The sequence below is a fragment of the uncultured Stenotrophomonas sp. genome (genome assembly GCF_963519125.1).
Classification (GTDB): domain Bacteria; phylum Pseudomonadota; class Gammaproteobacteria; order Xanthomonadales; family Xanthomonadaceae; genus Stenotrophomonas.
Window position 1 is genome coordinate 54,539 of sequence record NZ_CAUQLJ010000015.1, and the last position, 24,278, is coordinate 78,816.

25 protein-coding genes and 1 pseudogene are annotated in these 24,278 nt (G+C 67.2%); 11 read left to right on the forward strand and 15 right to left on the reverse strand.

The genetic code is table 11. The features are described from left to right. Nucleotides 1–50 precede the first annotated feature (50 nt). Genes lptD through RYM47_RS13910 form a run of 6 tightly spaced genes read left to right on the forward strand, consistent with a single transcriptional unit; the run spans nt 51 to nt 7,061 of the window. Nucleotides 51–2,507 (forward strand): LPS-assembly protein LptD, encoded by a 2,457-nt coding sequence (gene lptD / locus RYM47_RS13885; RefSeq protein ID WP_315388651.1) that lies wholly within the window; start codon nt 51–53, stop codon nt 2,505–2,507. Continuing rightward, on the forward strand, nt 2,504–3,853 hold the full coding sequence (locus tag RYM47_RS13890; RefSeq protein ID WP_315388652.1) for a peptidylprolyl isomerase: 1,350 nt from the start codon (nt 2,504–2,506) through the stop codon (nt 3,851–3,853). Before lptD ends, RYM47_RS13890 begins: the two co-directional genes overlap by 4 nt. 11 nt (nt 3,854–3,864) lie before the next feature. Then, the gene (gene pdxA, locus RYM47_RS13895; RefSeq protein ID WP_315388653.1) at nt 3,865–4,845 is read left to right on the forward strand and encodes a 4-hydroxythreonine-4-phosphate dehydrogenase PdxA; all 981 of its coding nucleotides are present in this window, start codon (nt 3,865–3,867) and stop codon (nt 4,843–4,845) included. Next, nucleotides 4,842–5,660, forward strand: coding sequence for a 16S rRNA (adenine(1518)-N(6)/adenine(1519)-N(6))-dimethyltransferase RsmA (gene rsmA / locus RYM47_RS13900; RefSeq protein WP_315388654.1), 819 nt, complete (start codon nt 4,842–4,844; stop codon nt 5,658–5,660). Before pdxA ends, rsmA begins: the two co-directional genes overlap by 4 nt. Further along, nucleotides 5,657–6,040, forward strand: a complete 384-nt coding sequence (gene apaG / locus RYM47_RS13905; RefSeq protein ID WP_315388655.1) for a Co2+/Mg2+ efflux protein ApaG — start codon at nt 5,657–5,659, stop codon at nt 6,038–6,040. The genes rsmA and apaG overlap by 4 nt, the downstream gene beginning before the upstream one ends. Before the next feature lie 13 nt (nt 6,041–6,053). Continuing rightward, the gene (locus RYM47_RS13910) at nt 6,054–7,061 is read left to right on the forward strand and encodes a symmetrical bis(5'-nucleosyl)-tetraphosphatase (protein WP_315388656.1); all 1,008 of its coding nucleotides are present in this window, start codon (nt 6,054–6,056) and stop codon (nt 7,059–7,061) included. Between the two features lie 315 nt (nt 7,062–7,376). Here the strand turns inward: RYM47_RS13910 and RYM47_RS13915 are convergent, their stop codons facing one another. From RYM47_RS13915 to RYM47_RS13950, 8 genes are all read right to left on the reverse strand, one after another. After that, nucleotides 7,377–7,871 (reverse strand): dihydrofolate reductase, encoded by a 495-nt coding sequence (locus RYM47_RS13915; protein WP_315388657.1) that lies wholly within the window; start codon nt 7,869–7,871, stop codon nt 7,377–7,379. Further along, a complete protein-coding gene (locus tag RYM47_RS13920) occupies nt 7,868–8,662 on the reverse strand; it encodes a thymidylate synthase (protein ID WP_315388658.1) in 795 nt (264 codons plus the stop codon). Before RYM47_RS13920 ends, RYM47_RS13915 begins: the two co-directional genes overlap by 4 nt. Then, the gene (gene lgt, locus RYM47_RS13925) at nt 8,659–9,552 is read right to left on the reverse strand and encodes a prolipoprotein diacylglyceryl transferase (protein WP_315388659.1); all 894 of its coding nucleotides are present in this window, start codon (nt 9,550–9,552) and stop codon (nt 8,659–8,661) included. The genes RYM47_RS13920 and lgt overlap by 4 nt, the downstream gene beginning before the upstream one ends. Nucleotides 9,553–9,603: 51 nt before the next feature. Beyond that, nucleotides 9,604–10,092 carry a TPM domain-containing protein gene (locus RYM47_RS13930; protein WP_315388660.1) on the reverse strand — a complete coding sequence of 163 codons (489 nt, stop codon included), beginning with the start codon at nt 10,090–10,092 and terminating at the stop codon, nt 9,604–9,606. Then, a complete protein-coding gene (locus RYM47_RS13935) occupies nt 10,092–10,985 on the reverse strand; it encodes a TPM domain-containing protein (RefSeq protein WP_315388661.1) in 894 nt (297 codons plus the stop codon). The genes RYM47_RS13930 and RYM47_RS13935 overlap by 1 nt, the downstream gene beginning before the upstream one ends. Before the next feature lie 3 nt (nt 10,986–10,988). Continuing rightward, entirely contained in the window at nt 10,989–11,630 is a 642-nt protein-coding gene (locus RYM47_RS13940) for a LemA family protein (protein ID WP_315388662.1), read from the reverse strand. Nucleotides 11,631–11,734: 104 nt separating this feature from the next. Then, complete coding sequence (locus RYM47_RS13945) at nt 11,735–12,484, reverse strand: TerC family protein (RefSeq protein WP_315388663.1); 750 nt, start codon at nt 12,482–12,484, stop codon at nt 11,735–11,737. A 45-nt stretch (nt 12,485–12,529) separates the two neighbouring features. Continuing rightward, on the reverse strand, nt 12,530–12,910 hold the full coding sequence (locus RYM47_RS13950; protein WP_315388664.1) for a diacylglycerol kinase: 381 nt from the start codon (nt 12,908–12,910) through the stop codon (nt 12,530–12,532). Between the two features lie 218 nt (nt 12,911–13,128). Here RYM47_RS13950 and RYM47_RS13955 point away from each other — a divergent pair, with 218 nt between their 5' ends. Then, the gene (locus RYM47_RS13955) at nt 13,129–13,842 is read left to right on the forward strand and encodes an SGNH/GDSL hydrolase family protein (RefSeq protein WP_315388665.1); all 714 of its coding nucleotides are present in this window, start codon (nt 13,129–13,131) and stop codon (nt 13,840–13,842) included. 149 nt (nt 13,843–13,991) lie between these two features. Here RYM47_RS13955 and RYM47_RS13960 read toward each other — a convergent pair whose 3' ends face one another. Then, complete coding sequence (locus tag RYM47_RS13960; protein ID WP_315388666.1) at nt 13,992–14,549, reverse strand: hypothetical protein; 558 nt, start codon at nt 14,547–14,549, stop codon at nt 13,992–13,994. 323 nt (nt 14,550–14,872) lie between these two features. Here RYM47_RS13960 and RYM47_RS13965 point away from each other — a divergent pair. Then, a pseudogene (locus RYM47_RS13965) lies at nt 14,873–15,321 on the forward strand (hypothetical protein); the annotation flags it as partial. Between the two features lie 136 nt (nt 15,322–15,457). Here the strand turns inward: RYM47_RS13965 and RYM47_RS13970 are convergent. From RYM47_RS13970 to RYM47_RS13980, 3 genes are all read right to left on the reverse strand, one after another. Next, nucleotides 15,458–16,729, reverse strand: a complete 1,272-nt coding sequence (locus tag RYM47_RS13970; protein ID WP_315388667.1) for a HAMP domain-containing sensor histidine kinase — start codon at nt 16,727–16,729, stop codon at nt 15,458–15,460. Nucleotides 16,730–16,787: 58 nt separating this feature from the next. Next, nucleotides 16,788–17,501, reverse strand: a complete 714-nt coding sequence (locus RYM47_RS13975) for a response regulator transcription factor (protein ID WP_019182442.1) — start codon at nt 17,499–17,501, stop codon at nt 16,788–16,790. Between the two features lie 73 nt (nt 17,502–17,574). Then, nucleotides 17,575–18,240 (reverse strand): arylesterase, encoded by a 666-nt coding sequence (locus tag RYM47_RS13980; RefSeq protein ID WP_315388668.1) that lies wholly within the window; start codon nt 18,238–18,240, stop codon nt 17,575–17,577. A gap of 120 nt (nt 18,241–18,360) precedes the next feature. On the opposite strand from RYM47_RS13980, the gene RYM47_RS13985 reads away from it, so the two are divergent. The 3 genes from RYM47_RS13985 to RYM47_RS13995 all read left to right on the forward strand — a co-directional run bounded on the left by RYM47_RS13985 (nt 18,361) and on the right by RYM47_RS13995 (nt 21,864). Further along, the gene (locus RYM47_RS13985; protein ID WP_315388683.1) at nt 18,361–18,960 is read left to right on the forward strand and encodes an ATP-binding cassette domain-containing protein; all 600 of its coding nucleotides are present in this window, start codon (nt 18,361–18,363) and stop codon (nt 18,958–18,960) included. Then, the gene (locus RYM47_RS13990; RefSeq protein WP_315388669.1) at nt 18,957–21,440 is read left to right on the forward strand and encodes an FtsX-like permease family protein; all 2,484 of its coding nucleotides are present in this window, start codon (nt 18,957–18,959) and stop codon (nt 21,438–21,440) included. The genes RYM47_RS13985 and RYM47_RS13990 overlap by 4 nt, the downstream gene beginning before the upstream one ends. A 70-nt stretch (nt 21,441–21,510) precedes the next feature. After that, nucleotides 21,511–21,864, forward strand: coding sequence for a DMT family protein (locus RYM47_RS13995; RefSeq protein ID WP_315388684.1), 354 nt, complete (start codon nt 21,511–21,513; stop codon nt 21,862–21,864). Nucleotides 21,865–21,875: 11 nt separating this feature from the next. On the opposite strand, the gene RYM47_RS14000 is transcribed toward RYM47_RS13995, so the two are convergent. The 3 genes from RYM47_RS14000 to RYM47_RS14010 all read right to left on the reverse strand — a co-directional run bounded on the left by RYM47_RS14000 (nt 21,876) and on the right by RYM47_RS14010 (nt 24,275). Next, nucleotides 21,876–22,634, reverse strand: coding sequence for a hypothetical protein (locus RYM47_RS14000; RefSeq protein WP_315388670.1), 759 nt, complete (start codon nt 22,632–22,634; stop codon nt 21,876–21,878). 115 nt (nt 22,635–22,749) lie between these two features. Next, complete coding sequence (locus RYM47_RS14005) at nt 22,750–23,691, reverse strand: DUF6607 family protein (RefSeq protein ID WP_315388671.1); 942 nt, start codon at nt 23,689–23,691, stop codon at nt 22,750–22,752. A 14-nt stretch (nt 23,692–23,705) separates the two neighbouring features. Then, nucleotides 23,706–24,275, reverse strand: coding sequence for a Hemin transport protein (locus tag RYM47_RS14010; RefSeq protein ID WP_315388672.1), 570 nt, complete (start codon nt 24,273–24,275; stop codon nt 23,706–23,708). Between the last annotated feature and the right edge of the window lie 3 nt (nt 24,276–24,278).

Genomic DNA, 24,278 nt, shown 5'->3' on the forward strand with positions numbered 1-24,278 from the left:
CAAGGGATGGGGCAAGCTACGATCCGTTTTCGCCTGAATCCGAAGCCCGCGTGCGCCGAGCCCTCCGCCTGCTGCCCCTCCCCCTGAGCATCGCCATCTGCCTGCCGGCCATGGCCGACGAGAAACCGGTGAACTGGGGCCTGTGCCCGGTCGCCGATGTCCTGCCGGTCTTCGAAGACGCCCCCCCGGCGGACAAGGCAGCGGCTGAAACCCGCGATCAACAGCCCACCGATATCGAAGGCGACAGCCTGTTCGGTACCAGCACGGTGCCGCAGTACCAGGGCAACGTGGCGCTCAAGCGCGGCGACCAGTTCCTGGGTACCGACCACCTGAGCTTCGACACCGAGAGCGGCAATTACATCGCCGAGGGCAATGTCCGCTACCAGGACTCGTCGATCCGGATGACCGCCAAGCGGGCCGAAGGCAACCAGGAAGCGGACACGCACAAGATCAGCGACATCCAGTACCAGCTGGTGTCGCGGCGCGGCCATGGCGGCGCCGACTCGATCGACCTGCAGGGCTCTGTCGGCCAGATGCACCGCTCCACCTACACCACCTGCGATCCCTCGCAGCCGATCTGGAAGCTGTCGGCGCCGCAGATCGACGTGGACAACGACGAAGGCTTCGGCACCGCGCGCAACGCCGTGCTGCGGATCGGCAACGTGCCGATCCTGTGGGCACCCTACTTCAAGTTCCCGATCGACGACCGGCGCCAGACCGGCCTGCTGTACCCGGAGCTGGGCATGTCCGGCCGCAACGGGTTCGACTACGCGCAGCCGATCTACTTCAACCTGGCGCCGAACTACGACGACACCCTGACCCCGCGCTACATGAGCAAGCGCGGATTCATGCTCGACAACGAGTTCCGCTACCTGTACGACGGCGGCCGTGGCCAGCTGGATACGGCTTACCTGCCCAACGACAAGCTGCGCGACCGGGACCGCGGCGAGGTCAAGTACGAGGGCTACCACAACGTCAATGCGACCTGGCAGGCGCGTGCCAACATTGCCTGGGTCAGCGACGAGCGCTACACCGAAGACTTCTCCAGCAAGCTGCTGGGGGTGACCACCTCCTCCATCCAGAGCCAGGTCGGCATCTACGGCACCGGGGAGAACTGGAGTGGCGGCCTGATGGCCGACTACTGGCAGAACACCGACTACACCCTGACCGACTCCTCGCTGCCGTACGCGCGCCAGCCGCGCCTGTTCGGCACGTGGGAGAAGCCGGTGCTGCCGTGGCTGGACGTGGGCGTGTATGCCGAGGCCGTGCATTTCACCCATGACGATGTCGAGGGGAAGGAGGGCGAGGCCCTGGACTTCGCTCCGAATGGCGTGATCACGCCTTATTACAACGGCTCGCGTCTGGACGTGAAGCCGTATGTGAGCCTGCCCCTTGCCGGCGCTGCCTGGTATGTCACCCCCACCCTGGCCTACCGCTATACCGGGTACGAGCTGGACCGCGGCCTGGCCGATCAGACCCGTCTGCAGGCGCTGAACGACGCAAACGTCGATCTGAGCACGCTTACGCCGGACCAGCTGCGCGGCAACACCTCGCCCCACCGCAGCGTGCCGATAGCCAGCCTCGACGCGGGCATGTTCTTCGACCGCGAAACCACCATCGGTGGCAAGGGCTACCTGCATACGCTGGAGCCGCGCCTGTTCTACCTGCGCACCCCGTACCGCGACCAGAGCGACCTGCCGATCTTCGACACGCGCGACTTCACCTTCAGCTGGGGCCAGCTGTTCCGCGATTCGCGCTACACCGGCGCCGACCGCCAGAACGACGCCAACCAGCTGACCATGGCGCTGAGCACCCGCTTCATCGACCAGCAGACGGGGCGCGAGCGCTTCTCCGGCAGCATCGGCCAGATCCTGTACTTCGATGATTCCCGGGTGGTCCTGCCGAACCAGGATTCGCAGATCGAGCAGGGCAAGTCGGCGTGGATCGCCGACGCCAACTACGCCATCAACGACCGCTGGAACCTGGGCGCCACCTACCAGTGGGACCCCAAGTACAAGCGCGAGGACCTGGCCAGCGTGCGCGCACGCTACCTGATGTCCAACGACGGCATCGTCAACCTGACCTACCGCTACCGCATCAATGCGGCCGCACCGGCGACCGCGACCAAGGAAGAGCGCACCCTGCTCGAGCAGGTCGACCTGTCCTTCCTGTACCCGATCAATGCCTCCTGGAGCCTGGTCGGCCGCTATTACTACTCGCTGGAAGACAAGGCACCGCTGGAGATCATCGGCGGCGTGCAGTGGGACAGCTGCTGCCTGGCCGTCCGCGCCCTGGCCCGCCGCTACGTGCGCAACCGCGAGGGTGAGCTGAACAATTCGTTCCAGATCGAGTTCGTGCTCAAGGGCCTGAGCTCCATCGGCCAGAACACGGACCGCACTTTGCGCCGTGCTATTCTCGGCTATTACCGGGACGACCTCTATCTCGTGCCGCCCAGCACTACCGGTGCGCCCACGCGCGACGACTACGATCCGAACCTGATCCCATGACCAAGACCCTTCCCGTCCTCCTCGCTTCCGTCCTCGCCGTCACCACCGTATCCGCGCCGCTGCAGGTGCTGGCCCAGCAGACCCAGTCGCTGGACCGCATCGCCGCGATCGTCGACGAAGACGTGGTGCTGCAGAGCGAGCTGGACCGCGCCGTGCAGAACATCAAGGCCCAGTACGCTGGCCGGGAAAACCAGCTGCCGCCGGATGACGTGCTGAACCGGCAGGTGCTGGAGCGCCTGGTGCTGGTCAAGCTGCAGGTGGCCCGCGCCGAAGGCAGCGGCATCAAGGTAAGCGACCAGGAACTGAACCAGGCGCTGAACTCGATCGCCCAGCAGAACGGTTCCAACCTGGACGCCCTGCGCCAGCGCCTGGCCGCCGACGGCCTGGATTTCAATGACTTCCGCAACTCGGTGCGCGACGAGATCACCGTGCAGCGCCTGCGCCAGAGCTTCGCGCAGAGCCGCATCAGTGTCAGCGAGGGCGAAGTGGATGCCGCGCTCAAGCAGGAAGCGACCGCCGGTACCCAGTACCACCTGGCGCACATCCTGATCGCCCTGCCCGAAGGCGCCACCGCCGAGCAGATCGCCACCGGCCAGAAGAAGGCCGACGGCGTGAAGGGCCTGCTGGACAAGGGCGAGCTGGACTTCAATGCCGCCGCCGTGCGCTATTCCGACAGCCCGAACGCGCTGGAAGGCGGCGACCTGGGCTGGCGTTCGCTGGATGAAATCCCCGGCGCGTTCGCCCAGATGATGACCAGCATGAAGGCCGGCGACGTGGTCGGTCCGCTGCGTGGCCCGAGCGGCTTCCAGCTGCTCAAGCTGGTTGAAGTGCGTGACGCCAGCGCCAGCGCAGGCGGCCAGACCATCACCGAGTACCACGCGCGGCATATTCTGGTGCGGGTCAACGACCAGCAGGACAATGCCACCGCCAAGGCCAAGGCCGACACCCTGCGCGCGCGCATCGCCGGTGGCGCGGACTTCCAGGCTGTGGCCCGCGAGTCCTCCGAAGACAGCAACAGCAAGGGCCAGGGCGGCGATCTCGGCTGGTTCCCGGCGGACGCATTCGGTCCAGACTTCGGCAAGCAGGTCAGCGCGCTGACCGACGGCGGCGTGAGCCAGCCGTTCCGTACCGATGCCGGCTGGCATATCGTGCTGCGCGAAGGCACCCGCCAGACCGACGCAGGCACCGACAACAAGCGCGCCCAGATCCGCGAGACCATCGGTCGTCGCAAGCTGGAAGAGGAGTACAACCGTTACCTGCAGGAACTGCGTGGCGAAGCCTACGTGGACCTGCGCATCGGCACCCCCGGCCAGGCGGCTCCGGCCCCGGCGCCGACCAACCCCTGAGGCCCGCGCCGATGATCCCGCAGCTCGCTCTGGTACCGGGCGAGCCCGCCGGGATCGGCCCGGAACTCTGCCTGCGCCTGATCCAGCAGCCGCGCACCGATTGCCGGCTGCTGGCGTTCGCCGACCCGGACACGCTGCGGTCGGCCGCGGCAGCGCTCTCGCTGCCACTGAACCTGCTGCCTGAAGATGCGATCGCCCGCCAGCCGGGCGATCTGCCGTTGTGCCCGGTGCCCAATGCGGCGCCGTCGAATTTTGGCCACACCGACCCCGCCAATGCCGGCGCGGTGATCGGGGCCCTGCTCCAGGCCGGCCAGGCCTGCCTGGACGGGCGCCTGGACGGGGTGGTGACCGGCCCGGTGCACAAGGCGGTGATCAACCAGGGCGGCATCGCCTACAGCGGGACCACCGAGCTGCTGGCCGACCAGGCCGGGGTGGAGGTGGTGATGATGCTGGCCAACGACATCGTCCGCGTGGCGCTGGCCACCACGCACCTGCCGCTGCGTGCGGTGGCCGATGCGATCACCGCCGAAGGCCTGGCGGCGACACTGCACACCGTACACGCTGCGTTGCGGCGCGAGTTCGGCATCGCCGCGCCGCGGATCGCGGTGCTGGGGCTGAACCCGCATGCGGGGGAAGACGGTCACCTGGGCCGTGAGGAGCTGGAGGTGGTCATCCCGCTGCTGGAACGGCTGCGCGCGGGGGGCATGGACCTGGTCGGGCCGCTGCCGGCCGACACCGCGTTCCTGCCACAGAAGCTGGCCGGGTTCGACACGGTGCTGGCGATGTACCACGACCAGGGCCTGCCAGTGCTCAAGTACAGCGGCTTCGAGCAGGCGGTAAACATCACCCTGGGCCTGCCCTACCCCCGCGTGGCGGTGGACCACGGCACGGCGCTGGATCTGGCTGGCCGCGGCATTGCCGACCCTTCGAGCCTGCTGGCCGCCACTGCGCTGTGCGCGCGGCTGGCCGGGCAACGTAAAATGGCGACATGACTTCTTCGCACTCCTCCTCTGCGCCCGGCTTCACCGCCCCGGCCAAAAAGCAGCTCGGCCAGCACTTCCTGGCCGACCGCAGCTACATCGACAAGATCGTGCTGGCGGTCAACCCGAAGGACGACGACCGCCTGGTCGAGATCGGCCCGGGCCAGGGTGCGATCACCCTGCCGCTGCTGCGTCGCCATCCGCGCTTGACCGTGATCGAGTTCGACCGCGACCTGATCGCGCCGCTGACCGCGGCGGCCGAGCCGCTGGGCGAGCTGACCATCGTGCACCGCGACGTGCTGCAGGTGAATTTCACTGAGCTGGCCGGCGACGGGCAGATCCGGCTGGTCGGCAACCTGCCCTACAACATTTCGTCGCCGATCCTGTTCCATGCGATGGACCATGCGGCGGTGATCCGCGACATGCACTTCATGCTGCAGAAGGAAGTGGTGGACCGCATGGCGGCCGACCCGGGCAGCAAGGTGTACGGTCGCCTGAGCGTGATGCTGCAGGCGTGGTGCAAGGTGACCTCGCTGTTCGTGGTGCCGCCGGGCGCGTTCCGTCCGCCGCCGAAGGTGGATTCGGCGGTAGTGAGGCTGGTGCCGCGCGATCCGGCCACGGTGGGCATCCTGGACCGCAAGCGCTTTGCGGAGGTGGTGCGCTCGGCGTTCGGGCAGCGCCGCAAGACGCTGCGCAATGCGCTGAACGGGGTGGTGACGCCGGAGCAGTTCGAGGCGGCAGGCGTGCGCAGCGATGCACGTGCGGAGCAGCTGGAAGTGGCGCAGTTCATTGCATTGGCAAACGTGCCGCGCGCGGAGCAGGCATGACCGACGCTGACCCCTATGCGATTTCGGTCGAGGTTGCGCCGCGTTTCCTCGATGAGCAGTCGACGCCGGAAGACGGGCGCTTTGCGTTCGCCTATACGATCCGCATCCACAATCGCGGCCGCGTTGCGGCGCGGTTGGTGGCGCGCCACTGGCGGATCACCGACGGCAACGGGCGGGTGGAGCATGTGGACGGCGACGGGGTGATCGGGGAGCAGCCGCGGCTTCGCCCGGGTGAAGACTTCCGTTACACGTCGGGTGTCATGCTGGAAACCGAACATGGCACGATGCAGGGGCATTACGACATGGTGGCCGACGATGGCACCGAGTTCGCTGCGCCGATCGCGCCGTTCGTGTTGACCATTCCGCGCACGCTGCACTGATGGAGGCGCACGCATGAGTGTCTGGGCCATCGGCGACCTGCAGGGCTGTTATGAGGTAACCCAGCGTCTGCTGGAGAAGATCCGCTTCGATCCGGCGGTGGACAAACTGTGGTTCTGTGGTGACCTGGTGAATCGGGGCGGGCAGTCGCTGGAGACGCTGCGGCTGGTGCATTCGCTGCGCGAGCACAGCGTGGTGGTGCTGGGCAACCACGATCTGTCGTTGCTGGCGGTGGGTGCGCGGACGGAAGAGGAGCAGCGCAAGGTCAATCCGGATCTGCTGCGGATCGTGCAGGCGGAGGACCGCGATGTGCTGCTGGACTGGCTGCGCATGCAGAAGCTGGTGCATGTGGACCGTGAGCTGGGCTGGATGATGGTGCATGCGGGGCTGGCGCCGAAGTGGACGACGCAGCTGGCGGAGAAGCATGCGCGGGAGGTGGAGCAGCAGCTGCATGGAGGTGGCTACCGGAAGTTGTTCCGCAACATGTACGGGGACAAGCCGGTGTGGTCGCCGGGGCTGTCGGGCTATGACCGGTCGCGGGCGATCATCAATCTGCTGACGCGGATGCGTTACTGCACGCCGCGCGGGCGGATCGGGATCGAGGACAAGGGCACGCCGGGCACGCAGGAGCAGGGGTTGTACCCGTGGTTCGAGGTGCCGGGCCGGGTCGAGCGCGATCTGAAGATCGTGTGCGGGCACTGGTCGGCGCTGGGCCTGACGATCACGCAGGGCGTGCATGCGATCGATACGGGTGCGGTGTGGGGCGGCAAGCTGACGGCGCTGCAGCTGGATACGGAAGAATTTCGGGTGGTGCAGGTACCGGGCCGCGATGTGCCGAAGCCGGTCACGCCGCCGCGCCCGCCGGCGCGCCGGCCTGCCAACGACGGCGGCCAACCGGGCGGCCACCCGCCGCGCGGTCCGCGCGAAGGGCAGCGCGACCGAGGGCCGCGCCAACAGCAGCCACGCCGAGCGCGTGAGCCTGCTGGCAACGGCGGCGGCGATAGCTCGCCTACCACTGCGTAACGCGCTGTATCGCAACACCTCCGTAGAGCCGGGCCCTGCCCGGCTGCTGTTGGATTCAGGCGAACAGCCGTGCGCTGCCGGGGTTCCCTGTCTGGGGCCGTCGGGTGCGGGTTTGTGGGGGACGCTGCAAGTACGTCCATGTAAGCTCAGTCGCCGCTTGCACGTGTGCGCTGTCCTGCGCACACGGCAAGACCGGGGTTGGGCTCCTGCCCAACCCGTCGGGCGCATGCGCCCGACCCATGCGGCTCATGCCCCCTCAAACCCACCCCCGCCGACCCCTCAAAGTGGGTCGGTGGCCATGGGAAAAGCGGCGGGTTACCGATTGCGCGCGTAATCCACGAAATCGAAGGCATATGCGTGCCTTGCATCCGCTGGGTGATGCTCGCGCGACACTTCCGCCCACTGCTCCGCGTCGAATTCGGGGAAATGGGTATCTGCGTTTACCTGCGCGTCTACCCAGGTCAGGTGCATGTCCGTCGCCTGCGCCATGACCAGGCGGAAGATTTCTCCGCCGCCGATCACGCACAGCTCGTCCGCGCCCGTGGCTGCGGCAAACTGTTTCGCTTCTTCAATGGACGCTACTGCCTGCATGCCTTCGAACGGCACTTCGCCTGAGCGGGTCAGCACCAGGTTCGGTCGCCCCGGCAACGCGCGACCCAGCGACTGCGCGGTCTTGCGGCCCATCAGGATCGGCTTGCCCAGGGTCAGTGCCTTGAAGCGCTTCAGGTCGTCTGGCAGCTGCCACGGCAGCTGGTTGTCCTGGCCGATGCCGTGGTCGCGGTCGAGGGCAACGATCAGCGAAAGCTTCATACCGCGACCGGCGCCTTGATCGCGGGGTGCGGGTCATAGCCGTCGATGCGGATGTCGTCGAACTGGAAGCCGAACAGGTCGGTGACGTCGGGGTTCAACCACAGTTTTGGCAGCGCGCGTGGTTCGCGTGCGAGCTGTTCGCGGGCCTGGTCGTAGTGGTTGGAGTACAGGTGCGCGTCGCCGAGGGTGTGGACGAAGTCGCCGACGCCCAGGCCGGTGGCCTGGGCAACCATGTGGGTCAGCAGGGCGTAGCTGGCGATGTTGAACGGCACGCCGAGGAAGATGTCGCCGCTGCGCTGGTAGAGCTGGCAGCTCAGCTTGCCGTCCACTACGTAGAACTGGAAGAGGTTGTGGCACGGCATCAAGGCCATCTGCGAGAGCTCGCCGACGTTCCAGGCGCTGACCACCAGGCGGCGCGAGTCGGGATTGCGCTTGATCTCGTCGACCAGCCACTGCATCTGGTCGATGCTGCCACCGTCGGCAGTGGCCCAGCTGCGCCACTGCTTGCCGTAGACCGGGCCGAGGTCGCCGTTTTCGTCGGCCCATTCGTCCCAGATCCGGACCTGGTTGTCCTTCAGGTAGCCGATGTTGGTGTCGCCCTTCAGGAACCACAGGAGCTCGTGGATGATCGAGCGCAGGTGCAGCTTCTTGGTGGTGACCAGCGGAAAGCCGTCGTTGAGGTTGAAGCGCATCTGCCAGCCGAACACGCTGCGGGTGCCGGTGCCGGTGCGGTCGGACTTCTCGGTGCCGTGTTCGAGCACGTGCTGCAGCAGGCCCAGGTAGGCTTTCATGCCTTGCTCCCGGCGGTCGGCGCGACCGGAAGCACCGGCTGCAGGGTCGGAGCGCGGCGCGAGAGGACCAGCAGGACCAGGCCGAAGGCCACCAGCGGCAGGCTGAGCAGCTGGCCGCGGGTGAACCAGTCGAAGGCCAGGTAGACGCCGTTGTCGGGCATGCGCACGAACTCCACGGCGAAGCGGAACACGCCGTACATCAGCGCGAACAGGCCGGAGATGAGATAGCGCTGGCGCGGCTTGGCCGATACGGCCCACAGCACGGCGAACATCACCAGCCCTTCGAGCAGGGCTTCGTACAGCTGCGAGGGGTGGCGGGCGTATTGATTGAGCGCGCCGCTGGCGAACTGGGTGCGCAGGGTATCCATGTCCACGCCGTTGAAGGCGGCCGGCAGGCCGCTGGGGAAGACCACGCCCCAGGTGCCGTCGGTGTACTTGCCCCACAGCTCGGCGCCGATGAAGTTGCCCAGGCGGCCGAAGCCCAGCCCGAGCGGGACCAGCGGCGACATGAAGTCGAGGGTGTCGAACAGGTGCAGGCGGTGCTTGCGCGACCAGTACCAGCAGGCGAACAGCACGCCGAGCAGGCCGCCGTGGAAGCTCATGCCGCCGTCCCAGACCTTGAACAGCAGCAGCGGGTTGTGCAGGAATTCGGAGGTAGCATAGAACAGCATGTAGCCGACACGGCCACCGACCACGACGCCGAGCATGGCGTAGAACAGCAGGTCGGAGAATCCATTGCCGTCCACGCCCGGCAGGCGCCCCGCCGCGATCCGCCTGCGCCCGAGCAACCAGGCGGCGGTGAAGCCAAGCAGGTACATGATGCCGTACCAGTGGACTTTGACCGGCCCGAGCGAGAGGGCAATGGGGTCGATATCGTGGAAATAGATCATGGGCGGCGCCTTGCAGGTAAGCGGCTATTCTCGGCCCAGTGCCGCGTTACCTCAACCAAGCAGTTGGGGTGTATTGGGCAGGGCGTCATCCTTGGACCCGCTGCCGGGGGGATAGTGCCCAGCCAGCACGTCGGAGACCTCGGCAATGGCCAGCAGCACCGCCTGCTGCAGGTCGTCGGCGCGCAAAAGGCCCTGCATGTGCTCGCAGATCGCCTGCCACTGCGTTTCCCCGACCCTGCCGCGCAGGCCGCGGTCGGCGATCAGCTCGATGGCGTGGTCGGCCAGCAGCAGGTAGACCAGCACGCCGTTGTTCTGTTCGGTGTCCCAGGTGCGCAGTTGGGCGAAGGCGTGCTCGGCGCGCTGGCGAGGGGTGACGCCCTGCCACAACGCGAGCCACGGGAGGTCGGCTTCCACCGCGAACATGACCTGGCCGCCGTGGCGGCGCTCGCCGGCGGCAATCGCGTCGGTGATGGCCTGCAGCCTGTCTTCGCTGAAGGTGCGGTGCAGCGAGGGGGCAAACAGATGGCGCCAGATGCGCATCACCAGCCCCCCGAGGCGCCACCGCCTCCGGAACGTCCACCACCCCCGCCCCAGCCGCCGCCACCGCCGAACCCGCCTCCCCCACCGCCCCAGCTGCCGCCGCCAAAGCCACCGCCGCCCCAGCCGGTGTTGCGGGCGAAGCGGCCGGCGCGGCCGGAGGAGAAGCCGACGAACAGGCCGATCAGCCCGGCCAGGCCGCTGGCCAGCCACAGCGAGGTGAACAGGAACGCGGCCACCGCCGCACCGCCGCCGCCGAGCAGGGCGCGCAGCGGACGCGGCAACCAGCCCAGCAGGGCGCGCGCAAAGGTACCGACGAAGAAGCCGATCACCAGGGCCACGGTAAAGCCGTCGCCGCCGGTGCCGCGCGGCGCGCGGTTGTCGCTGACCGGCGCCGGCAGGTCTTCCCCGTCGACCAGCTTGACCAGCGCGGCGGTGCCGTCGGCCAGGCCGCCGGCGTAGTCGCCGGTACGGAACTTCGGGGCCAGGTACTCCTGGATGACGCGGTTGGCGATGGCATCGGGGATCGCGCCTTCCAGCCCGTAGCCCGGCTCGATCCGCACCTTGCGGTCGTCCTTGGCCACCACCAGCAGCACGCCGTCATCCACGCCCTTGCGCCCGACCTGCCACTGCTCGAACACGCGCTGCGTGTACTGCTCGATGGTTTCCGGCTGGGTGCTGGGCACCATCAGGATCTGCAGCTGGCTGCCCTTGCGCTGCTGCAGGGCCAGGGCCTGTGCTTCCAGGGCCTGCTGCTGCGCCGCGTCCAGGGTGCCGGTGGTGTCGACCACCGGCGAGCGCATCGGCGGAATCGCGGCGTCGGCCTGCGCCCAGGCCGGCAGCGCCAGGCACAGGCAGGACAGCAGCAGCGCACGCAGCAGCGGGCGGAGGCTCATGGCTTACTGCGCCGGCGCCTGCTGCGGTTGCGGCTGCGGCGCGGGTGCGGGGGCGGCCGGCTGCGAACCGAACTTCACCGCCGGCGGCTGCGCGATCTGCGCTTCGTTCTCGACCGTGAAGTTGGGCTTGGCCGCGTAGCCGAAGATCTTGGCGGTGATCAGCTGCGGGAAGGAGCGGATGTAGGTGTTGTAGTCCTGCACCTGCTGGATGTAGCGGCCGCGGGCGACCGTGATGCGGTTCTCGGTGCCTTCGAGCTGCGCCTGCAGGTCGCGGAAGCCCTGGTCGGACTTCAGGTTCGGGTAGTTCTCGGTGACCACCAGCAGCCGCGACAGCGCACCGCTGAGTTCGCCCTGTGCCTGCTGGAACTGCTTGAGCGAGTCGGCGTCGTCGGCATTGACGTTGACCTGGCCGACCCGCGCGCGGGCGTTGGTCACGTCGGTCAGCACCTGGCGTTCCTGGTTGGCATAGCCTTCCACGGTCTGCACCAGGTTGGGGATCAGGTCGGCGCGGCGCTTGTACTGGTTCACGACTTCTGACCAGCCGGCCTTGACCTGTTCATCTTTCTGCTGGATCGCGTTGTAGCCACAACCAGACAACAGGCTGGCCAGCAGGGCCAGCAGGATCAGGCGGATAGAGGTACGCATGGCCGGCTCCGGATCGGGGATGGACGCGGCCGGAGAATGGCATGAATAGGGGTTAATTCCCCGTCATGGTCGGGTACCGACCGGGGTCGGTACCCGAAGAAGCCTTACCAGTTGCCGGCGCCCGGCACGTGGTGGGCCAGCGCGCGGCGGCGCATCAACAGGTTCAGCCACTCCACCAGCACCGAGAAGCCCATCGCGGCGTAGATGTAGGGCTTGGGCACGTGCACGTCCAGGCCGTCCAGGATCAGCACCGCACCGATCATCAGGATGAAGGCCAGGGCCAGCATCTTCACGGTCGGGTTGGCGTCGATGAAGCGGCCCAGCGGGTTGGCGGCCAGCAGCATCACCAGCACCGACAGCAGGATGGCGGCCACCATCACCGGGATGTGGTCGGCGATGCCGACGGCGGTGATCACCGAGTCCAGCGAGAACACGATGTCGATCACCGCGATCTGGGCGATCACGTAGCCGAACACGGCCGACGCCTTGGTGGTGCTGGGGTCTTCGTCCTCGCCACCGCTGATCAGTTCCTTGATCTCCATGCAGCCCTTGATGATCAGGAACAGGCCACCGACGATCAGCACCAGGTCGCGGATGGAGATGCCCATGCCGGCCACGGTGAACAGGTTGGACTGCATGTGCGCCAGATAGGCCAGCGACACCAGCAGCAGGATCCGGGTGATGCAGGCCACGGCGATGCCGAGCTTGCGCGCGAACGGGCGGCGCTCCTCGGGCAGTTTGCTCACGGCAATGGAGATGAACACCAGGTTGTCGATGCCGAGCACGATTTCCAGTGCGCTCAGGGTCACCAGGGTCAACCAGACGTTCGGGTCGGACAGCAATTCAAGAAACATGGACCGGGATCCTTACAAAGGGGGAAAGCAATACGCAGGGGCGCGTCAGAACACGCGCGGGGCCAGCACCAGGGCCCAGCACAGCAGGACATTCATCATCAGCACGAACACCGCCGCCGAGCCCATGTCCTTGGCGCGGCCGGCCAGTTCGTGGAATTCGGCGCCGTAGCGTTCGATCACCGCTTCAATGGCCGAGTTGGCCAGTTCCATGGCCAGTACCAGCAGCATCGATCCGATCATCAGCGCGCGCTCGACCGGGGTCTGGCCGAGCCACAGCGCCACCGGTGCGAGCACGACCAGCAGGTAGACCTCGAGGCGGAACGAGGACTCGTGCAGCCAGGCGGCGCGCAGGCCCTGCCAAGACCAGACCGCCGCCTTGAAGATGCGCTTGGGGCCGCGCGGCAGGTGCCCGAATTCGTCAGCCACGCAAGCACGCTCCGTGGTTGGCAAGGAGGCACGACGGCAGAACCAGGGCACGGCGAAGGGTCATGGGCAGCGCGGGAAGCGGTGGACAATCCGCCATTTTGCCACAGGGCGGCCGGACCCCGCCCACGATGCTGCCTGGCCGGCCCCCGACACGCGGGGACAACCCCTCCACCCCCCTGGCCGCCTAAGATGGCCCGGTACCCGTTCAGGAGTCCCGCATGACCCACCGCATCGCCCGCCCGTTGCTGCTCGCCCTGGCGCTGACCGCCAGCCTGCCCGCCCTGGCCCTGAAGACCGCCCCGGTCCCGCCGCCGCCGCAGGTACCGGAGCAGGTGTCCAATGTGGCCTGGGCCGGGGACATGGCGGCCTTCGCCAAGGCCGACGCGGCCAACCCGCCGCCACGCGGGGGCATCGAGTTCATCGGCAGCTCGTCGGTCCGGATGTGGGACACGCTGGCGGCCGACTTCCCGGGCCAGAAGGTGTTCAACCGCGGTTTCGGCGGTTCGGAGGTGCGCGACAGCACCTGGTACGCCGACCAGATCGTGATGCCGTACGCGCCGTGCAAGGTGTTCTTCTACGCCGGCGACAACGACCTCAACAGCGGCCGCAGCCCGGCACAGGTGCGCGACGATGTGGTGGCGTTCGTACAGCGCGTGCACCGCGACCTGCCCAAGACCACGGTGGAGGTCATTTCGATCAAGCCGAGTCCGTCGCGCGCGCAGCTGCTGCCGGCGGTAGTGGAAGCCAACGGATTGATCCAGACGGCGCTGGCGAAGCTGCCCAACACAGGTTTCACCGACGTCTATACGCCGATGCTGGGCGAAGACGGCCAGCCGCGCGCGTCGCTGTTCCGCGAGGACATGCTGCACATGCAGCCGGAGGGCTATGCGATCTGGCGCAAGGCGTTGGCCCCGAAGGTGCAGTGCACCTGAGTCGGACAAGATGGGACACTCGAGAATTCGGGAAGATGAACGCCCATTACAAAAGCGTGCCGTTACCCAGTAACGGCACGCTTTCCATCGGGCACAATTAGTTAAGAATCTCGACGCAGCTACGCCACCATTACGAAAGAGCGTAGTGATCAGTAAGCCCAGAGATATCCGAGAATCCCCTCATTAATCGTACTTCCGTAGCCCTCGCAATTCTCCAATGTACTATCGAAGTGATCCACCGTAGGCAGATCCTGTCGGCAACGATATAGCGGAGAGGTCCCCGGGTGATGATATGCGTAGAGGTAGCCAATGAGTGCACGCTTCTTTGGCTTTGAATGTCCCTCGCAGCTTTTATCGTTTGAGGTGAAGTAGTTCCAACGCTTCGCAGCCTTCGAAATGCATTGATATAGTGCATTCCCACCCTCGAAAGGATGGCGGGCGATGAGTCCAATGTTGTTCATAAACCCGCCCTCGGGCCAGTCACCGCCCCCGACATACGTCGAGTTCTCGCTAAACATATCACCCCCATGCCCATTAACCTTTCGTCGCTCCATTATTGCCGTCGGCTTTACTGGATACGCGCCTCTCTCTAACTGAGCCAGGACAACCTCATCAGATACAGCCCCCCCTCCCTGACTAGCGGCGGCAGCACCAGCAGCGAAAGCGAGCACGACTACAGGAGTCACCGCAAATTTCAACAGGTTCACCGAGCAACCTCCATAAGAACAATTCGTCAGAAAAGAAATTACACGCGGACCAACGGATCCGCGATTCAAATCCTAACGATAGAGATGCACGACTAATTGAGCGTCATACCACAAAATACGAAGTAATAAAATAAACAATCAACGCCACCATTTGCATTGAGCAACAATATTGGCAAATCCTGCACTCGAACTTCCATGCGTGAATGGCATCAACTTCGGTGTTTGAGGATCCTACGTTTTAATTACCCGCCAGGGCTCCAATCAGAGCGCAGGTTCGTACCCCAAGCGTCGAGCGGATGAGCATTCGGGGCAAAAAATGGGTCAACCGTGATTTCGGCAATTCGGAAATGCGCGACAGCACCTAGTACGCCGACCGTTTCGCTGTCCCGTGCGCGCAGTGCATACGTGTTCTTCAGCGCCCGGCGACACTCACCTCGACGGCAGCCGCGACCCGGCGCAGGTGCGCGATCAGGTGTTGGCGCTCGTGCAGCGCGTGCACCGCGACCTGCCGATGACGACGGTCGAAGTAATTCCGATCAAGTCGAGCCCGTCGCGCGCGCAGCTGCTGCCGGCGGTGGTTGAAGCCAACGGGTTGATTGAAAAGGCTTTGGCGACGATGCCCAATACCGGCTTCACCGACGTGTACACGCTGATGCTGGGCGAAGACAGCCAACGGCGCGCGTCGCTGTTCCGCGAGGACATGTTGCACATGCAGCGGGAGGGCTATGCGATCTGGCGCAAGGCGTTGGCGCCAAAGGTGCAGTGCCTGTAGTTGCAAGGCCGGTGATCGCGCGGTAGAGCCGGTTTCGTTCGGGGTCCATGCGTCACAGTGCTGATCGGCAGGGTCGGCAGTCGTTTGGGAACCGACCTTACCCCGGATCAAGTCCGCGATCCGAATCGCGCGCGATTCACCGATAGGTGATGGTCGCCTGCGTGCCCAGGCCTGGCTCGCTGCTCAATCCGATCTTCCAGCCGAACCGGTCGCACAACCTGCGGACGATCGACAGGCCAAGCCCGGTGCCCTGCGGGCGGCTGGGTTCGGCCCGGTAGAAGGGCTCGAAGGCGCGCGAGAGCGCTTCGGGCGACATGCCGATGCCGGTGTCGCGGACCACGACGCGGTCATCGAGCACGTCGACGTCGATGCGGCCTTCGTCGGTGTAGCTGCAGGCGTTGCGCAGCAGGTTGCTGATCACCACCTGCAGGACCCGGGGCGGTGCGTGCAGCTGCACCGGACCGTTGCTGTGCACGTGGATTTCGACCGGGCGGCCGGCCAGCAGTTCGCGGGCGTTGTCCACTTCGTACTGGACGATGTCGTTGACGTCGAACAGTTCGATCTGCGGTTCGACATCGGCTTCGCGAGCAAGGATCAGGAAGGCGTCGATCACCGCCTCCATGTCGCGGCCGGCGCGCTGGATGCGGTTGAGTCCGCGACGCAGGCGCGGGGTCATGTCCTGGTCGCCGAGCGCCATGTCGCTGGCCACGCGGATGACCGTCAGCGGCGTGCGCAGTTCATGGCTGGCGTCGCGGGTGAAGTTGCGTTCGCGCGCGACGTGTGCGGTGACCCGTGTCGCCAGCGAATGCAGTGCGGCGGCCAGCTGCCGGGTTTCGCCCTGCATGTCGGCCGGCAGTTTGTCCGGGGCGAGGTCGGATGCTTCGGGGTGGCCGGGGTTCCAGCGCGAGACCCGGCGCGCCAGCCAGTTGACCGGCGAGACCAGCCGTTTGGAGGCGCGGTAGGTGACCCAGGATGCGGCATACACGGCCAGCAGGGTCAGCAGCACCGGGACGATGCCGAACCAGAACGCCAGCATTTCCGCGCGGGAGCGCAGGAACACGAGGTAGAGGCGGCCTTCCGGGCGTGCATCGACCAGCACCAGCTGGTCGTCGGCCTTCAGCTCGTGGAAGCCGGGCGCCAGCTCGCGCAGGTTGGCCGGCAGGCTCAACGCCGACTGACCGGTTTCGAGCAGGTAACCGCGGATGTTGCGCGTGTTCGGTGGCGGCTGCACCGGCGAGGCCGCGTGCAGGTCCCAGAAATAGGTGGCTTCTTCCTGCAGCGCGCTGCTGACCAGGCTGTGCTTGATGACCAGCGAAACCAGCCACGCACCGAGCAGGATGCCCAGGCTGGCCAGTACGGCCTGCAGGATGAAAGCAATTCGGATCTTGCGCGGCAGACCGTGCGGCATTACGACGTCCAGGGCGAAAACGGCGATGCCCCGGCAACCGCCGGGGCATCGTGTCGCATCAGCTCATCGGCTGGGCGATATCGGCAATACGGTAACCGGCGCTCTGCACGGTGTGCAGCAGCGGACGGTCGAACGGCTTGTCGATGATCTTGCGCAGGTTGTACAGATGGCTGCGCAGGGTGTCCGAGTCCGGCAGGCCGTTGCCCCAGATTTCGCGTTCGATCTCCTGGCGGGTCACCACACGCGGCGATTCGCGCATCAGGATGGTGAGCAGGCGCAGGCCGATCGGCGACAGCTGCAGCTCGGTACCGGCACGCGTGGCGCGCATGCTGACCGGATCCAGCACCAGGTCGGCGACCTTGAGCACTTCCGAACCCACCTGGCGACGTTCGCGGCGGATCAGCGCGCGCAGGCGGGCCTCCAGTTCCTGGATAGCGAACGGCTTGGTCAGGTAATCGTCGGCGCCAAAGCCCAGGCCGGTGAGCTTGTCGTCCAGCGTGTCGCGCGCGGTCAGCATCAGCACCGGGGTCGACTTGCGGGCGTCGTTGCGCAACCGGCGGCAGACTTCGATGCCGTCCAAACGCGGCAGCATCAGGTCCAGCACCACCACGTCGTAGCTGTTCTCGGCGGCCAGTCGATAACCGTCCAGGCCGTCCTGGGCGTAGTCGACCTCGAATCCGCGGCCTTCCAGGTATTCGCCAATCATTTCGGAGATATTGCGGTTGTCTTCGACCACCAGCACCAGGCCGGAGGTTTCCTTTGTCTGACGCATGGGAGTCCCTCTTTCTTCAGCTTTGTGAAACATGCCGGATCGACGGTGGACGCGATGTGAAGCCGCTCACAGGTTACGACGCAGGGGCTTTCAGCAGGGGTTTGAGCAGCGGCCAGACGTTGTCCAGCACCTGCGGTTGCGCAGCGGCAGTGGGGTGGAGGCCGTCGGACTGCATCCGCCCGGGCTTCAGCGCCACTCCTTCAAGCAGGAACGGCAGCAAGGGCACCTTGTACTGGCTGGCCAGCCCTGCATAGGCCTGGCGCAGCCGATCCCGGTAGGCGGGGCCGTAATTGGGTGGCACGTCGATGCCGAGCAGCAGCACGCGGGCCCCCGCCTTCTGACTGGCCACGATCATCTTTTCCAGGTTGCCGCGGAGCTGCGCCGGGGTCAGCCCGCGCAGGGCGTCGTTGCCGCCCAGTTCGATCACCACCACCGACGGCCGGTGCTTTTCCAGCAGCGCCGGCAGCCGGGTCAGCGCACCGGCGGTGGTCTCGCCGCTGATGCTGGCGTTGACAATCGTCGGCGGCGGTGTGATCTGCTTGTTGACCCGCTGTTGAAGCAGGTTCACCCAGCCGGAGGCGGCCGGGATATTGTGGGCTGCACTGAGGCTGTCGCCGACCACCAGCACCGCGTGCCGGGTATCGGCACCTTTGGCACACGCCAGCGCAGGCATCAGCAGCAATCCTGCCAGCAGCCACATCATCATCCGGGCCGCATGGCCCATCCTTGCTCGGTACATTGGAGAATCCTCATCGACAGCCTGTCCCCCCGCAGCGCGTCCGTCGCCATCGCCGCCCACAACGTGGGCAAGTCCGCCCGTGGCCCGGAGGGTGAAGTCCACATACTGGACAACATCGACATGACGGTACATGAAGGCGAGAGCGTGGCGATCGTCGGCGCGTCCGGATCGGGCAAGACCACCCTGCTCGGCCTGCTGGCCGGACTGGACCTGCCCAGCCGCGGCGAGATCGACCTGGCCGGGTCGCGCCTGGGCACGCTGGACGAGGAAGCGCGCGCGCAGCTGCGCGCACGCGAGGTCGGCTTCGTCTTCCAGAGCTTCCACCTGCTGCCGGCACTGACCGCTGAAGAGAACATCGCGCTGCCGCTGGAACTGGCCGGGCGCGAGGACGCGGGTCGGGTGCGCGAGGTGCTGGAACAGGTAGGGCTCAGCCATCGCGCGCGGCATTACCCGCGACAGCTGTCCGGTGGCGAGCAGCAGCGCGTGGCGCTGGCGCGCGCGTTCGTGGCGCGGCCGCGGATCCTGTTCGCCGACGAACCTACCGGCAGCCTGGACCAGGCCACCGGCCAGCAGATCAGCGATCTGCTGTTCGCGCTCAATGCGACCAGCGACACGACCCTGGTGCTGGTCACCCACGACCTGCGCCTGGCCCAGCGCTGCGAGCGCATCTACCAGCTCGACGGCGGCCGCCTGGTCGACGCCGCCGGCGTCCGCGCATGAACGTGGTCCGGCATGCCGCGCGCGCGTTGCGCCGCGAGTTCCTCGCCGGCGACCTGCTGACCGTGTTCGCCGCGCTGGTGCTGGGCGTGGCGGTGATGACGGCGGTGGGCACCCTGGTCAACCGGGTCACCCTGGCCCTGACCAGCAGCGCGGCGGAAATGCTCGGCGGCGACCTCGGCCTGGGCGGGCGCGAGGACGTTCCGCAGGCGTTCGCGGATGAGGCGCGCACGCGTGGGCTGGCCAGCACGCGCATGGTCAGCTTCCCCAGCGTGCTGTTCCATGGCGATGACAGCCAGATGGCCAACATCAAGGCGGTCAGCGACGGGTATCCGCTGCGTGGCGAGCTGCGCGTGAGCCGCGCGCCCGGCGGCCCCGATGAAGTGGCCGGGACCCCGGCCGCCGGCGAAGCCTATGCGGACCCACGCCTGATGCAGGCGTTGGGACTGAAGGTGGGCGATGCGCTGGAGTTCGGTGCCGGCACGCTGACCGTGACCCGCATCCTTCAGGCCGAACCGGACACCTCTGGTGAGCTGATGCAGCTCTCCCCGCCGCTGCTGGTCAATCGTGTCGACGTCGACCGCGCCGGCCTGCTCGGGCCGGGCAGCCGGGCGTCGTACCGGATGATGTTCGCCGGCGACACGGCGGCGATCGCCGACTTCCGCAGCTGGCTGCAACCGCGCGCCAAGGGCCTGCGCATCGTCGGCATCGCCGACGCCCAGCGCGGCGTGCGCGGTGCGTTCGACCTGGCTGGCCGCTTCCTGTCGCTGGCCGCGCTGCTGGCGGTGCTGCTGGCCGGCGTGGCCACCGCGCTGGCGGCCAACCGCTTCGCCCTGCGCCGGATCGACCAGGTGGCGGTGCTGCGCTGCCTGGGCGCGCGCCAGCGCGACATCCTCAGCGCGATGGCGCTGCAGCTGGTGCTGCTGGCGATTCCGGCCTGCCTGGTCGGGGTTGGACTCGGCATGGCCGCGCAGGCTGGGCTGGTGCAGGCGCTGGGCGGCTTGATTCCGGGCCGGCTGCCGTTGCCGCAGGCCACGCCGGCGCTGACCGGCGCCGGGATCGGGCTGGTGCTGCTGCTGGGCTTCGGCCTGCCGCCGCTGCTGCGGCTGCGCAAGGTGCCGCCGATGCGCGTGCTCAACCGCAGCTTTGCCACCATGCCGCCCAGCTCGCTGCTGGTCTACGCGGCCGCGCTGGCGGCGACGGTGGCGCTGACCGTGCAGGCCACCGGCGATGTGCGGCTGGCGGCCTGGGTACTGGGCGGGCTGGCCGCGTTGGCACTGCTGGCCGGGGCCGCCGGCGCGGCGCTGCTGTGGCTGCTGCGCGGCCTGCAGCCGCGCCTGCGCGGGCGCTGGAAGCTGGGCCTGGCCGCGCTCACCCGACGCCGCGGGCTGGCGGTAATGCAGCTGGTGGGGCTGTCGTTGTCGCTGTGCGCCCTGCTGCTGCTCTCGGTGATCGGCCCGGGCCTGCTGGCGCAGTGGCGCGACCGCCTGCCCAGCGACACGCCGAACTATTTCCTGATGAACATCCAGCCCGAACAGCGCCAGGCGGTGCTGGACGCACTCGGCGCACTCGGTGTGCAGTCGCCCGGGATCGAACCGTTCAGTACCGGCCGGCTGCTGGCGGTGAACGACAAGGCCCCACAACGGCAGGCGCGCGAAGACAACAGCAACGATGACGATGACGCCAACCGCCCGGTCAACTTCTCCTGGCGGCACGACTTCCCGCCCGCCAATACGCTGCTTTCCGGCACGTATTGGACGGCCGGCAGCACGGCAGCCGAAGCGTCGATCGAGGAAGGCTGGGCCGAGCGCTATGGCATGAAGCTGGGCGACACGGTGACCCTGCAGATGGGCGAACAGGAGCGTCGCTTCACCGTGACCAGCATCCGCAAGGCCGACTGGGATTCGTTCCGGGTCAATTTCTTCCTGCTGCTCAACGAAGGCGCGGTCGGCGATGCGCCGTACAACCTGATCACCGCCTTCCACCTGCCGCGCGCGCAGGCCCCGGCGCTGGCCGGGCTGACCCGCGACTACCCCAACATCTCGCTGCTGGACATTGACAGCATCCTGCAGCGGGTGCGCGAGGTGGTCGACCGGGTCACCCAGGCGGTGCAGCTGGTGATGGGCTTCAGCCTGCTGGCCGGAGTGCTGGTGCTGCTGGCGGCACTGCAGGCCACCGCCGGCGAGCGTCGCTACGACAGCGCGGTGCTGCGCACGTTGGGTGCCACCCGCGCACAGCTGCGCGGGGCGGTGCTGGTGGAGTTCGGGGCGCTGGGGCTGCTGTCTTCGCTGCTGGCGGTAGGTGCCGCCGCGCTGCTGGGCAGCGTGGTCGCCCGCCAGGTGTTCGAGCTGCAGCTCAGCCCGCCGTGGGGCCCGCTGCTGCTCGGGGGCGCGCTGGGCGTGGCACTGAGCATGCTGGCCGGGTGGTGGGGCACGCGGCGGATCCTGCATACGCCACCGGCGCTGGCGTTGCGCGAGGCCTGATCACGGTCATCCACACCGTCGGGGGCCGGGCATCGGTATGCTGCCCGCCCCTGCCATGAGGTTCTCCGCGATGCCCGGCCCGTCGTTCGCTTCCTACCTGTATCCCGTGTTGCTGCTGCTGGGCAGCAACATCTTCATGACCTTCGCCTGGTACGGGCATCTCAAGTACAAGAGCGCGCCGTTGATGACGGTGATCCTGGTCAGCTGGGGCATCGCCTTCTTCGAGTACTGCCTGCAGGTGCCGGGCAACCGGCTGGGCAGTGCGGTGTATTCGGCCCCGCAGCTGAAGGGCATGCAGGAAGTGATCACGCTGGTGGTGTTCGCGGTGTTTTCCGCGTTCTACCTGGACCAGCCGTTGAAGTGGAACCACTACGCGGCGTTCGGGCTGATCGTGGTGGCCGCGTTCCTGATGTTCAAGGAATGACGGCCGCGCCGTCATTCCGCTGGGTCGGTTGAGCCGACCAACGCCACCAGCGCGTCCTCCCGCATGCGCCGTTTCATTGCGTTGTGGCCGAAGCGCATCTGCGCCAGCTCCGCGCGCAGTACATCGGCCTGCCCGCGGCTGATCGATTCGGGCCTGCCGACCTCGCGCATGGTCACCAGCGTGCTGCGTTCGGCAATCTCCGCGCGGACCCAGTTGGGCAGCTCGCGCCGCCACGCCCGGCGACATGCTGGTGCCGCCGCCGCGCGGCGAGCGTCCGCAAGCGAACCCCGATGATGCGGCGCGATATGCGCGCGCAACACCTCCACCTGGCGTTCAAGATTCGCCGCATGGCGGGTGGATGCGCTGTGCCGGTAGTCCTGGAAGTTGATGTGGCGCAGATCGTCGAGCGAGCGGCCTGCGGTGGTGGGCGCCGGCAACGGATTGCCGGTCCGGCTGCGGGCCAGGCGGTGCAGGCCCTCCCGGATCACCGGAATCTCGCTGGGCCGTCCGCGCAGCGCATACCCGAAGCCGGTATCCAGCCCGGCCTGCGCGATGCACAGGGCCTCGCCCTCGCTGGGTCCCAGCCCGCCGAACAAGCGGGGGTTTTCCTGGATGCGTTGCCCGCACGCCGCATAGTTGCGCGCCAGGCTCGCGCCGAGCGCGGACGGCAGCGTGCCGTTGCAGATCCCGTCGAGCGGGAGGGGAATGCCCTGGACAGCGGCAGCAGGCGCGGCGCGCGCGCCCTGGAACGCGGCGGCGACGCCGACCACGGCAGTAAGCAGGTTCGGGAAGTGCATGGCAGGCAGGACCTCTCTATGCAGGTCCTGCCAGTAGCTGCCTGTGCTGGAGGAAAAACCTCCAGGAATCGATCATCCCACCAGCGGCTCAGCGCGCGGTGTCGGCCGGCGCCTTTTCAACCCACTGCTTGAACACCGCGTCGATCTGCGCGTCCTTTACCTGCTTGCCGTCCTGCAGGTCCTGGGCCTGGGTGAACAGCGGGATGATCATCGCCATGCCGTCCAGCTTGGTCTTCAGATGCACGCCCGGCGCCTGGCCGAGGAAGCCGTTCCAGCGCGCGCGGACCTTGCCCCAGTAGTCGGCGGTGGCGGTCCAGTAGTCGTAGGCCGGCTTGAAGTCCACCTCGGTGGTGCGGTTGTAGTCGTTGAAACCGAACTCGCGCGCGATCTCCTGCTGGCTGCCGTCGGCGCCGCGCAGGATCTTGGTGTTGAACTGCTCGTGGGTCCAGCCATTCGGGGTCAGCGTGTGGCGGTTGACCACGGCCAGCGCGTTGTAGTCGCTGCGACGGGTGTATTCGCGGCGCGGCAGCGGGCGCCAGCTGAGGTCGCTGGTCCAGGTGGCGACGTTGTTGCTGTAGTCCCATTTGCCGGTACCGCAGTAACGCGGCGCATCGCTCACCTCGTACACGCACTGGGTCCACGCACCCGCATTCACGGCCGGATCGATGGTGCGCACGTGCCAGGTCTGGTCGGCGCTGAATTCGAAGCGGCTCGGCGCTTCATACACCCAGTCCTGGCGCCAGTGCTTGGTCACATGGCCGCTCTTGCCGTCCACCAGCAGGTGCTGCAGCACGATCCGCTTCGGCGTGTCTTCGACCACGATCACCACTTCGTTGCCACCGCTGCGCACGGCCGGCGCGCGTTCGTAGCCGGGCTTGAGCAGCACGGTTTCGTCGAAGGCGAAATCAACGATGTATTCGCCCTTCATCGCCAGGATGCTGGCGTGGTCGCGCTGCAGGTCGGAGGGCTGGGCGTGGGCGATACCGCTGCTGGCAAGCAGCAGCCACGCGCTGGCTGTCTGGAGTTTCATCTACGCAGGTCTCTTCAGGAATGTCGGAGGGAAGAAAGGTGGACAAGCGGTACCACGTTGGAATCGTCGACCCACAGCTCGCCGTCGGCGCCCTCGACCCGCGCGATGCGGCGCGCGGCGGTGGCACCGAGTGCCGACAGCGCGGCCACGCTTGCGGCAATGCCCTGGGCATCGCCGGCATGCAGGCGCAGCGCGCACATCCGCCAAGGCTCGCCGCCCAGCCGGGTGGCCAGGCGCCGCCACAGGCGCTCGGCCACGCCGCCGTCGTTGGCCGGCTCCGGTCGCGCCGGGAAGGCGGACACCAGCCGGTCCCAGGCGAGGAAGTCGCTGTCGGGCAGGAGATACAGCCGCCAGCAGCAGCGGCCGCGGGCATCGGCGAAGCACAGGCTTTCGCGGATGCCTTCGCTGTCCATGCCCTGGCAGGCGTGGGCGGAAACGGCGTGTTTCCAGCCGCCCAGCTCGCTGCTCTCGGGACGGTACAGGCACAGCACCGTGCCCAGTGCCGCCAGCTGTTCCGGGGAAGGCAGCTGGCCAGGGCGCAGGTACCGGTCGGGGGTTCGCAGTGCGGAAAGGGCTCGGCTCATGAT

What these genes read in the sequence shown, in the direction of transcription:
- RYM47_RS13890 (WP_315388652.1), top strand. Translation starts at nt 2,504, where the DNA reads ATGACCAAGACCCTTCCCGTCCTCCTCGCTTCCGTCCTCGCCGTCACC.
- pdxA (WP_315388653.1), top strand. Translation starts at nt 3,865, where the DNA reads ATGATCCCGCAGCTCGCTCTGGTACCGGGCGAGCCCGCCGGGATCGGC.
- rsmA (WP_315388654.1), top strand. Translation starts at nt 4,842, where the DNA reads ATGACTTCTTCGCACTCCTCCTCTGCGCCCGGCTTCACCGCCCCGGCC.
- apaG (WP_315388655.1), top strand. Translation starts at nt 5,657, where the DNA reads ATGACCGACGCTGACCCCTATGCGATTTCGGTCGAGGTTGCGCCGCGT.
- RYM47_RS13910 (WP_315388656.1), top strand. Translation starts at nt 6,054, where the DNA reads ATGAGTGTCTGGGCCATCGGCGACCTGCAGGGCTGTTATGAGGTAACC.
- RYM47_RS13915 (WP_315388657.1), bottom strand. Translation starts at nt 7,871, where the DNA reads ATGAAGCTTTCGCTGATCGTTGCCCTCGACCGCGACCACGGCATCGGC.
- RYM47_RS13920 (WP_315388658.1), bottom strand. Translation starts at nt 8,662, where the DNA reads ATGAAAGCCTACCTGGGCCTGCTGCAGCACGTGCTCGAACACGGCACC.
- lgt (WP_315388659.1), bottom strand. Translation starts at nt 9,552, where the DNA reads ATGATCTATTTCCACGATATCGACCCCATTGCCCTCTCGCTCGGGCCG.
- RYM47_RS13930 (WP_315388660.1), bottom strand. Translation starts at nt 10,092, where the DNA reads ATGCGCATCTGGCGCCATCTGTTTGCCCCCTCGCTGCACCGCACCTTC.
- RYM47_RS13935 (WP_315388661.1), bottom strand. Translation starts at nt 10,985, where the DNA reads ATGAGCCTCCGCCCGCTGCTGCGTGCGCTGCTGCTGTCCTGCCTGTGC.
- RYM47_RS13940 (WP_315388662.1), bottom strand. Translation starts at nt 11,630, where the DNA reads ATGCGTACCTCTATCCGCCTGATCCTGCTGGCCCTGCTGGCCAGCCTG.
- RYM47_RS13945 (WP_315388663.1), bottom strand. Translation starts at nt 12,484, where the DNA reads ATGTTTCTTGAATTGCTGTCCGACCCGAACGTCTGGTTGACCCTGGTG.
- RYM47_RS13955 (WP_315388665.1), top strand. Translation starts at nt 13,129, where the DNA reads ATGACCCACCGCATCGCCCGCCCGTTGCTGCTCGCCCTGGCGCTGACC.
- RYM47_RS13970 (WP_315388667.1), bottom strand. Translation starts at nt 16,729, where the DNA reads ATGCCGCACGGTCTGCCGCGCAAGATCCGAATTGCTTTCATCCTGCAG.
- RYM47_RS13975 (WP_019182442.1), bottom strand. Translation starts at nt 17,501, where the DNA reads ATGCGTCAGACAAAGGAAACCTCCGGCCTGGTGCTGGTGGTCGAAGAC.
- RYM47_RS13980 (WP_315388668.1), bottom strand. Translation starts at nt 18,240, where the DNA reads ATGTACCGAGCAAGGATGGGCCATGCGGCCCGGATGATGATGTGGCTG.
- RYM47_RS13985 (WP_315388683.1), top strand. Translation starts at nt 18,361, where the DNA reads ATGACGGTACATGAAGGCGAGAGCGTGGCGATCGTCGGCGCGTCCGGA.
- RYM47_RS13990 (WP_315388669.1), top strand. Translation starts at nt 18,957, where the DNA reads ATGAACGTGGTCCGGCATGCCGCGCGCGCGTTGCGCCGCGAGTTCCTC.
- RYM47_RS13995 (WP_315388684.1), top strand. Translation starts at nt 21,511, where the DNA reads ATGCCCGGCCCGTCGTTCGCTTCCTACCTGTATCCCGTGTTGCTGCTG.
- RYM47_RS14005 (WP_315388671.1), bottom strand. Translation starts at nt 23,691, where the DNA reads ATGAAACTCCAGACAGCCAGCGCGTGGCTGCTGCTTGCCAGCAGCGGT.
- RYM47_RS14010 (WP_315388672.1), bottom strand. Translation starts at nt 24,275, where the DNA reads ATGAGCCGAGCCCTTTCCGCACTGCGAACCCCCGACCGGTACCTGCGC.